At 71.0% G+C, this 10,437-nt stretch carries 1 protein-coding gene; it reads left to right on the forward strand.

Features of this window, described 5'->3' with window-relative positions; genetic code table 11:
- Positions 1-136 precede the first annotated feature (136 nt).
- The coding region (locus G4D83_RS38360; protein WP_163869874.1) for a non-ribosomal peptide synthetase at positions 137-10,437 on the forward strand (10,301 nt) is incomplete at its 3' end.

The following is a 10,437-nucleotide window of genomic DNA, read 5'->3' on the forward strand; positions in this document are numbered from 1 at the left end:
TGCCCGGCGCGGGCCTCGTTCCGCATGCCGGGTTCGTGGAGGCCGGTGCCACGCGCTAGAGGCACTGCCCGACGTACCCCGGTGACACGTCCTTGTTTCTCAACGTCCGACTGCTCTCGGGCTTCAGGGGGCCCCCTTGAACCAGCCTGCTCTGCTTCATCCTCGGTGCGACACCCTCGTCGAGCTGCTGCGCATTCGCGTGGAGGCGCAAGGCGCCCGGCTGCTGTACCGCTTCCTGGAAACCGGCGACCTGGACGGCGGGATGGAGGAGTGGAGCTACGCACAGCTCGATGCGCGCGCGCGCGCCATCGGCGCGGCCCTGCAGGCGGAGGGAGCCCGGGGCCAACGGGCGCTGCTGCTGTTCCCTCCGGGACTGGAGTTCATCTCCGCCTTCATGGGCTGCCTCTACGCTGGCGTGGTGGCCGTCCCGGCCTACCCGCCGGACCCGATGCGGCTCGAGCGCACCCTGCCCCGCCTGCGGGCAATCGCGCGTGATTGCGAGGCGGGCTTCGTCCTCACCACCTCGACCATCCTGGAGCTGTCCGGAGCGCTCCATGAGCTGGCACCAGAGATGGCGGTGCTGAAGTGGATTGCCACCGACGCCACCCCCGCGGACGCCGCCCAGTCCTGGCGCAGGCCAGACATCTCCGGCGACACGCTGGCCTTCCTCCAGTACACCTCGGGTTCCACGGGTACGCCCAAGGGCGTGATGCTCACCCACGCCAACGTGCTGCACAACGAGCGGCTCATCGCGCAGGGGTTCGGTCACACCCCGGAGTCGGTGGGCGTCGGTTGGCTCCCGTTGTTCCACGACATGGGGCTCATCGGCAATGTCATCCAGCCGATGTACGTGGGCTTCCCCTGCACGATGATGTCGCCCATCGCCTTCCTGCAGCGCCCCGCGCGCTGGCTGCAGGCCGTCTCACACTTCCGCGGCACCACCAGCGGTGGTCCCAACTTCGCCTATGCCCTGGTGGCGCGGAAGATGACCGAGGCGGAGCGGGCCGAGCTGGACCTGAGCCGCTGGGATCTGGCCTTCAACGGCGCCGAGCCCATCCGCCAGGAAACGCTGGAGCACTTCGCCCGCACCTTCGCCCCGTGCGGTTTCCGGCGTGAGGCCTTCTACCCGTGCTACGGCCTGGCCGAGGCCACGCTCATCGCCTCCAGCGGGGACAAGGAGGAGCTGTTCACCTCCCTGGCGGTGGACCCCCAGGCGCTGGAGCACGGGAAGGCCGCCGCGGTGCCGGAGGGCACCCAGGGCGCCCGGGTGATGGTGTCCTCGGGCCGACGCCCGTCCGAGCTGCGCATGCTCATCGTGCGCCCGGAGACGGGGAGCGCCTGCGCCGACCACGAGGTGGGTGAGATCTGGCTCTCCGGTCCGAGCGTGGCCCGGGGCTACTGGAACCAACCGGAGGCGTCGGCACGCACCTTCGACGCGCGGCTGGCGGATGGCTCGGGGCCGTTCCTGCGCACGGGAGACCTCGGCTTCTTCTCCGGCGAAAGGCTGTACATCGCCAGCCGGTTGAAGGACCTCATCATCATCCGGGGCCGCAACTTCTACCCCCAGGACATCGAGCTGACGCTCGAGTCGGCCCACAAGGCCGTGCGCCAGGGCTGCATCGCCGCCTTCTCCGTGGAGGTGGAGGGCGAGGAGCGGCTGGGCGTGGCCGCCGAGGTGGACCTGCGCGACGCCGACGCGGACGCGGTGACCGACGCCATCCGGAAGAAGGTGGCCGAGGAGCACGCGGTCCACGTGCACGCGGTGGTGCTGCTCGAGCCGCGCTCAATCCCCAAGACTTCCAGCGGGAAGATCCAACGTCACGCGTGCCGCATCGGCTTCATGACCGGTACCCTCGAGACGGTGGGCCGCTCGGTCGTCTCGGAGCAGCCGGAAGCCGTGACGCAGGGGGCGCTCCCCATCGCGGAGCTCCTGCGCGCCACGGCCCCCGAGGAGCAGCTTTCCCGGTTGGAGAGCTACCTGCGCGACGTGCTCGCCCGCGTCGTGCACCTGGAGTCCTCGGGCATCCACGCTCACTCCGCGTTGGCGGAGCTCGGCCTCGACTCGCTGATGCTCCTCGAGCTGCAGGGCCGGCTCGAGGCCGAGTTGGAGCTGTCACTGCCCCCGGCCTTCCTGTGGCGGTACCCGACGCTGGCCGCCACCGCCGACCAGCTGCTGGCGCGTTGGCGTGAGAAGAAGGCCCGCGTCTGCATCCCCCGCCGCGAGGAGCGCGGCCCGGCGCCGCTGACCCTCGCCCAGCAGCGGATGTGGCTGCTCGAGCAGCTCGAGCCAGGCAGCCTCGCCTACCACCTGTCCGCCGCGCTGAAGCTCGCGGGTGCGCTCGACGTCACGGCCCTGGAGCACAGCCTGGGCGAGCTGGTGCGCCGCCATGAGGTGCTGCGGACGACCTTCCATTCCGAGGCTGGCGAGCCCTTCCAGGTCAGCTCGTCCCCCGCCGTCTTCACGCTCACTCCGGTCGACCTGGGGGCACTGCCCGCCACCGAGCGTGAGGCCGAGGTGCGGAGGCTGCTGCGCGAGGACGCGCACCGCCCGTTCGACCTCGCGCGCGGTCCACTGCTGCGCGTCACCCTGCTGCGGCTGGGCGAACGTGAGCACGTGCTGCTGGTGACGCTGCACCACCTCATCGTCGATGGCTGGTCCGCGGGAGTCCTGGTCCGCGAGCTGGGAGCGCTCTACGCGGCCTTCCACACGGGCGCGAAGCCGGCCGTGGCCGAGCCCTCCCTCCAGTACTCCGACTACGCCGCCTGGCAGCGCGCCACGCTCCATGGCGAGGCGCTGGAGGCTCAACGCTCCTGGTGGCGTCAGCACCTGGCGGACGCGCCGCTGTCGCTGGAGCTGCCCACGGACAGGCCGCGCCGCGCGGGCACCGGGAGCGCCGGGCTGCGCAAGGTGCTGCTGCCCCCCACGCTGGTGCGGGGCCTGGAGGCGCTGGCCCGCCAGGAGTCGGGAACCCTGTTCATGACCGTGCTGGCGGGCCTGAAGGTGCTGCTGTCGCGCTACAGCGGGCAGGAGGACTTCCTGGTGGGCTCGCCCTTCGCAAACCGCGGGCAGGCGGGCCTCGATGGCGTCGTGGGCCTCTTCTTCGAGCCCCTCGTCTTCCGCGCCCACCTGGCCGGAAACCCCACGTTTCGCGAACTGCTCGCGCGCACCCGCCACACGGTGCTGGAGGGCTTCGCCCATCCGCACGTGCCCTTCGAGACCCTGGGCCGCCGCGCGCCGCGCTTCCAGGTGCTCTTCAATCAGCTCGACGCCCCCCTGTCGCGGCTGACCCTTCCGGGCCTGCACGTGGAGGCGCTGGAGACGGTGCCCGCCACCACGGAGCTGGAGCTGACGATGACGCTCGTCCGCGCTCCCGAGGGGGTGTGGCTGGAGGCCCTCTACAACGCGGACCTCTTCGACGCGTCCACCCTGGAGCGCCTGCTGGGCCACCTGCAGGTGCTGCTGGAGGGCGCCGTCGGGGCACCGGAGACGCGGGTGAGGACGCTGCCCCTGCTGTCCGCCGAGGAGCAACAGCGGGTGGTGGTGGAGTGGAATGCGACGCGCGAGGGACCGGCCGGCGACACCCGCATCCCCGCGCTCATCGAGGCCCAGGCGGCGCGCACGCCCGATGCCCTGGCGGTGGTGGCCGCGGAGGGCGGCACCCTCACGTACGCGCAGTTGATGGAGCGGGCCCATCGGCTCGCCCACTTCCTGCGGGCGCGCGGCATCGGCCCCGAGGCGCGGGTCGGCCTGTGCCTGGAGCGCTCTCTGGACATGGTGGTGGCGCTCCTGGGCATCCTCGAGGCGGGCGCCGCCTACGTGCCGCTGGACAGTGCCTATCCGGCCGAGCGACTGGCCCACATGGTGGTCGACAGCGGCATCCGCGTGCTGCTGGTGCATGCGCCTACGCGCGGGAAGTTGTCAGGCCTCCAGGTGGAGCAGGTGTGCCTGGACGACGCGCGCGAGGCCATCGCCCTGTGCGGCGCGGAGGCGCCGTCCGTCGAGCTTCCTCCCGAAGCGGCCGCGTACGTTCTCTACACCTCGGGCTCCACGGGCCAGCCCAAGGGCGTGGTGATGTCGCACCGGTCGCTGGTGAACTACAGCCGGGCCGCCTCGCGCTTCTCGCCCATCTCCCCGGGAGATCGGCTGCTGCAGTTCGCCTCCATCAGCTGGGACACCAGCGCGGAGGAGCTCTACACGTGCCTCACCCAGGGCGGCACGCTGGTGTTGCGGCCTTCCGCCCAGGTGGAAGCACCCGAGGCCTTCCTGGCGTGGTGCGAGGCACAGGGCATCACTCAGCTCAACCTTCCCACCGCTTTCTGGCATGAGCTGGTCGCCTGCCTCGAAGAGGGGCACGGGCGGATGCCTCGCGGGCTGCGCTGGTTGATCATCGGCGGCGAGCGCGCGGTACCGGAGCGCGTGGCGCAGTGGATGCGGCGCGTAGGTCCGGCCGTGCCGCTGCTCAACACCTACGGCCTCACCGAGGTGATGGCGGTCGCCACGGCGATCAACCTGTCGGCACGGGAGCAGCCGGAGGGCCGCGAGGTGTGCATCGGTCGGCCGGTGCTCAACGTGCGCACCTACGTGCTGGGCGAGGAGCAGCAGCCCGTCCCCGTGGGTGTGACGGGCGAGCTGTACGTGGGCGGCGAGGGCGTCGCGCGCGGCTACCTGCACCAGCCGGGGCTGACGGCCGAGCGCTTCGTGCCGGATCCATTCGCCTCCGAGCCCGGGCAGCGCCTGTATCGCTCGGGAGACAAGGTCCGCTGGCGATCCGACGGGACCCTCGAGTACCTGGGCCGCGGTGACTCGCAGGTGAAGGTGCGCGGCTTCCGCATCGAACCGGGCGAGGTCGAAGCCGCCCTGCTGCGCCACCCGCGGGTGCACGAGGTGCTGGTGCTGGTGCGCGAGGACGTGCCCGGTGACAAGCAACTGGTGGCCTACGCCGTGCCTCGTGCCGGACAGACGCTCGACGTGGCGGAGTTGAAGGGGTGGCTCACGGAGCGTCTGCCCACCTTCATGGTGCCGCAGGCCCTGGTGGCCCTGGCGGCCCTGCCGCTGCTGCCCAATGGCAAGGTGAACCGGCGCGCCCTGCCCGCGCCCCAGGTGTCACGTGGCGCGGCCGGGGCCGAGGGTCCGCGCACTCCGTGGGAGGAGAAGCTGGCCGCGCTCTGGAAGGAGTTGCTGCGCCTGGAGCACGTCGGCGTACACGACGACTTCTTCGAGCTGGGCGGCCACTCCCTGCTGGCCACGCGCCTCGTCTCGCGCATCCGCTCCACCTTCCAGGTGGAGCTGCCCCTGCGCGCCCTCTTCGAGTCCTCCACCCTCTCCGCGCTTGCCGCCCGTCTGGAGTCCTCGCTCAAGGCGGGCCAGGGCGTCTGGCTGCCTCCGCTCACCCGGGCGCCCCGGACGGACGGGCCGCCGCTGTCCTTCGCCCAGCAGCGCCTGTGGTTCCTCCACCAGTTGGAGCCTGGCAGCGTCGTCTACAACATCCCCGGCGCCCTGCGACTGACGGGCGTCCTGGACAGCACAGCCCTCCAACACGCCCTCCGCGAGCTCGTCCGCCGCCACGAGTCGCTGCGCACCTGCTTCCCCAGCGCCAACGGCCAGCCCTCGCAGCACATCCACGAGCCTGCCCCCTTCGCGCTGCCGGTGGTGGACCTCTCCTCCCGTGAGGACCGGGAGGCCGAGGTGCGCCGGCTCGCCGAGGAGGAAGCGCACACGCCCTTCGCTCTGGAGCGCGGGCCGCTGCTGCGCGCAAGCCTGCTGCGGCTGGGCGAGCACGAGCACGTGCTGCTGCTCAACATGCACCACATCGTCTCCGACGGCTGGTCCATGGACGTGCTGGTGCGCGAGATGGCGGCCCTCTACATGGCCTCCTGCGCTGGCCAGCCCTCGCCCCTGCCCGAGCTGCCCGTGCAGTACGCCGACTACTCCGTCTGGCAGCGCTCGTGGCTCCGAGGGGAGACACTGGACACCCAGCTCTCCTGGTGGCGCGAGCACCTGGAAGGCGCTCCCGCCACCCTGGAGCTGCCCACCGACAGGCCCCGTCCCGCCGTCCAGTCCTACCGGGGCGCCACCACTCCCGTGCACCTGCCGCGGGAGCTGTCCGAGGCCCTCAAGGCCGCGTGCCAGCAGGAGGGTGTCACCCCCTACATGGCCCTGCTGGCCGGGTGGCAACTGCTGCTGTCGCGCTACTCGGGCCAGGACGACATCACCGTCGGTTCCCCCATCGCCGGCCGCCGCGTCGCCGAGCTGGAGGGCCTCATCGGCTTCTTCGTCAACACGCTCGTCCTGCGCGCCCGGCTCAACCCTCGCGCCAACTTCCGGGAGCTGCTGGCGCAGGTACGTCAGAGCACCCTGGTCGCCTTCGAGCACCAGGACGTGCCCTTCGAGAAGCTCGTCGAGGAGCTCGCTCCGAAGCGCTCCCTGAGCCACTCGCCCCTCTTCCAGGTCTCCTTCACCCTGCAGAACACACCCGCCTCCGCACTCTCGCTGCCGGGCCTCTCCCTGCGCCTGATGGAGCTGCAGAGCCACGTGGCCCGCTTCGACCTGGCGCTCATCCTCACCGACACACCGGAAGGCTTCGACGGCACCCTCGAGTACAACACCGACCTCTTCGACGTCTCCACGGTGGCGCGGCTGGTGACGCACTTCCAGGCGCTCCTGCGGGCGGCGCTCCGCTCGCCGGACGCGCGCGTCGACTCCCTCTCCCTGCTCACCGGGGCGGAGCGTCAGCAGGTGCTGGTGGACTGGAATGCCACGGGCGCCGAGTACCCACGCGAGGCGAGCGTCCATCAGCTCTTCTCCGCCCAGGCCGCGCGCACCCCGGACGCCATCGCCGTCGAGGCGGAGCGCGCCACGCTCACCTATCGCCAGCTCGATGAGCGCTCCAATCAACTGGCCTGGCACCTGCGCACCCTCGGCGTCACTCCTGGCACCCGCGTCGGCTTGTGCCTGGAGCGCTCGCCGGAGCTGGTGCAGGGCCTGCTGGGCATCCTCAAGGCCGGCGCCGCCTTCGTCCCGCTGGACTCGGCCTACCCCGCGGAGCGGCTGGACTTCATGCTCGCCCAGACGGGCATCTCCGTCCTCGTCACGCAGGAGCGCCTGGCGGACGCGCTGCCCAGTCACGTCCCCGTCGTCATCTGCCTCGACTCCGACTGGCACCTGGTGGCTCGCCAGCCCACCACTTCGCCCCAGGCATTCACCCACGCCGACAGTCTGGCGTACGTCATGTTCACCTCGGGCTCCACCGGGCAGCCCAAGGCCGTGGCCATTGCCCACCGCGGCATCACCCGCCTGGTGCTCGGCAGCTCCTTCATCCATTTCGGGCCCGAGGAGGTCTTCCTCCAACTCGCCCCCATCTCCTTCGACGCCTCCACCCTCGAAGTCTGGGGCGCCCTGCTTCATGGCGCACGCCTCGTGCTCTTCCCTCCGCGTTCTCCCACGCTGGAGGAGCTGGGGGCGGTGCTGGTACGTCACCGCGTCACCACCCTCTGGCTCACCGCCGCCCTCTTCGAGCAGATGGCGGTGCACCAGCCCCAGGCCCTGGCCTCCGTGCGTCAGGTGCTCACCGGAGGTGACGTGCTGCCAGCGCAGCGCGTACGCGAGCACCTGGCCCGCCTCCCCGAGGGGGCTGTCCTCGTCAATGGCTACGGGCCCACCGAGAACACCACGTTCTCCGCCTGCCACCGGTTGGAGGCCGCCTCCTCTTTCGGCGCCTCCGTCCCCATTGGCCGCCCCATCTCCAATAGCCACGTCTACGTGCTGGACTCCGCCATGCAACCCGTCCCGGTGGGCGTGCCCGGAGAGGTGTTTGCCGGCGGAGACGGCCTGGCCTGGGGCTACCTGGGCCAGGCGGACCTCACCGCCGAGCGCTTCGTGCCACACCCCTTCGCCACGGGTGCGCGCCTCTACCGCACCGGCGACAAGGCGCGCTGGAAGCAGGACGGCACGCTGGAGTTCCTGGGCCGCACCGACTTCCAGGTGAAGGTGCGCGGCTTCCGCATCGAGCCAGGCGAGGTGGAGAGCGCGCTGCGCCAACTGGCGCAGGTGCGGGAAGCCGTCGTCCTCGTGCGCGAGGACTCGCCCGGCGACAAGCGTCTGGTGGCCTATGCCGTTGCCCCAGGCGCGGACGCCTCGGCCCTCCGGGACGCCCTGCGCCAGAAGCTCCCCGAGTACATGGTCCCCTCGGCCCTGGTTCTGCTGGAGTCCCTGCCGCTTTCGCCCAATGGCAAGGTGGACCGCAAGGCCTTGCCGGCTCCAGACGCCTCCGGAACGAAGGAGAAACAATTCGTCGCCCCGTGCACGGAGACCGAGCAGAAGCTGGCGGCCCTCTTCGCGGAGGTACTGAACGTCGAGCAGGTGGGTCTGCACGGAGACTTCTTCGAACTGGGCGGCCACTCCCTGCTGGCCACCCAGTTGGTCTCCCGCGTGCGCGAGTCCCTCCACGTGGAGCTGGCCCTGCGGGAGCTTTTCGAGGCATCCACCGTGGAGCGGCTCGCCCAGCGCCTCGATGCCGCCCTTCAAGCGGGCCAGGGCGTCTGGCTGCCTCCGCTCACCCGGGCGCCCCGGACGGACGGGCTGCCGCTGTCCTTCGCCCAGCAGCGCCTGTGGTTCCTCCACCAGTTGGAGCCTGGCAGCGTCGTCTACAACATCCCCGGCGCCCTGCGACTGACGGGCGTCCTGGATAGCGCGGCCCTCCAGCGCTCCCTCTTCGAGCTCGTCCGCCGCCACGAGTCGCTGCGCACCTGCTTCCCCAGCGCCAACGGACAGCCCTCGCAGCACATCCACGAGCCTGCCCCCTTCGCGCTGCCGGTGGTGGACCTCTCCTCCCGTGAGGACCGGGAGGCCGAGGTGCGCCGGCTCGCCGAGGAGGAAGCGCACACGCCCTTCGTGCTGGAGCGCGGGCCGCTGCTGCGCGCAAGCCTCCTGCGGCTGGGCGAGCACGGGCACGTGCTGCTGCTCAACATGCACCACATCGTCTCCGACGGCTGGTCCATGGACGTGCTGGTGCGCGAGATGGCGGCCCTCTACATGGCCTTCCGCGCTGGCCACCCCTCACCCCTTCCCGAGCTGCCGGTGCAGTACGCCGACTACTCCGTCTGGCAGCGCTCGTGGCTGCAGGGCCCGGTGCTGGCGGCGCAGCTTGGCTGGTGGAAGCAGCAACTGCGAGGCGCGCCGTCAGTGCTGGAGCTGCCCACGGACAGGCCCCGTCCCGCCATCCAGTCCTACCGCGGTGATTCGCACCCCGTGCATCTGTCGCGGGAGCTGTCCGAGGCCCTCAAGACCCTATGCCAGCAGGAGGGTGTCACCCCCTACATGGCCCTGCTGGCCGGGTGGCAACTGCTGTTGTCGCGCTACTCGGGCCAGGACGACATCACCGTCGGCTCCCCCATCGCCGGCCGCCGCGTCGCCGAGCTCGAAGGCCTCATCGGCTTCTTCGTCAACACGCTCGCGCTGCGCACGCGCCTGGAGGGCAACCCTTCCTTCCGCCAGGTACTGGCGCGTGTGAAGGAGGCCACGCTCGGCGCCTTCGAGCACCAGGACGTGCCCTTCGAGAAGCTCGTCGAGGAGCTCGCTCCGAAGCGCTCCCTGAGCCACTCGCCCCTCTTCCAGGTCTCCTTCACCCTGCAGAACACACCCGCCTCCGCACTCTCGCTGCCGGGCCTCTCCCTGCGCCTGATGGAGCTGCAGAGCCACGTGGCCCGCTTCGACCTGGCGCTCATCCTCACCGACACACCGGAAGGCTTCGACGGCACCCTCGAGTACAACACCGACCTCTTCGACGTCTCCACGGTGGCGCGGCTGGTGACGCACTTCCAGGCGCTCCTGCGGGCGGCGCTCCGCTCGCCGGACGCGCGCGTCGACTCCCTCTCCCTGCTCACCGGGGCGGAGCGTCAGCAGGTGCTGGTGGACTGGAATGCCACGGGCGCCGAGTACCCACGCGAGGCGAGCGTCCATCAGCTCTTCTCCGCCCAGGCCGCGCGCACCCCGGACGCCATCGCCGTCGAGGCGGAGCGCGCCACGCTCACCTATCGCCAGCTCGATGAGCGCTCCAATCAACTGGCCTGGCACCTGCGCACCCTCGGCGTCACTCCTGGCACCCGCGTCGGCTTGTGCCTGGAGCGCTCGCCGGAGCTGGTGCAGGGCCTGCTGGGCATCCTCAAGGCCGGCGCCGCCTTCGTCCCGCTGGACTCGGCCTACCCCGCGGAGCGGCTGGACTTCATGCTCGCCCAGACGGGCATCTCCGTCCTCGTCACGCAGGAGCGCCTGGCGGACGCGCTGCCCAGTCACGTCCCCGTCGTCATCTGCCTCGACTCCGACTGGCACCTGGTGGCTCGCCAGCCCACCACTTCGCCCCAGGCATTCACCCACGCCGACAGTCTGGCGTACGTCATGTTCACCTCGGGCTCCACCGGGCAGCCCAAGGCCGTGGCCAT

Source organism: Myxococcus eversor (genome assembly GCF_010894455.1).
Classification (GTDB): Bacteria; Myxococcota; Myxococcia; order Myxococcales; family Myxococcaceae; genus Myxococcus; species Myxococcus eversor.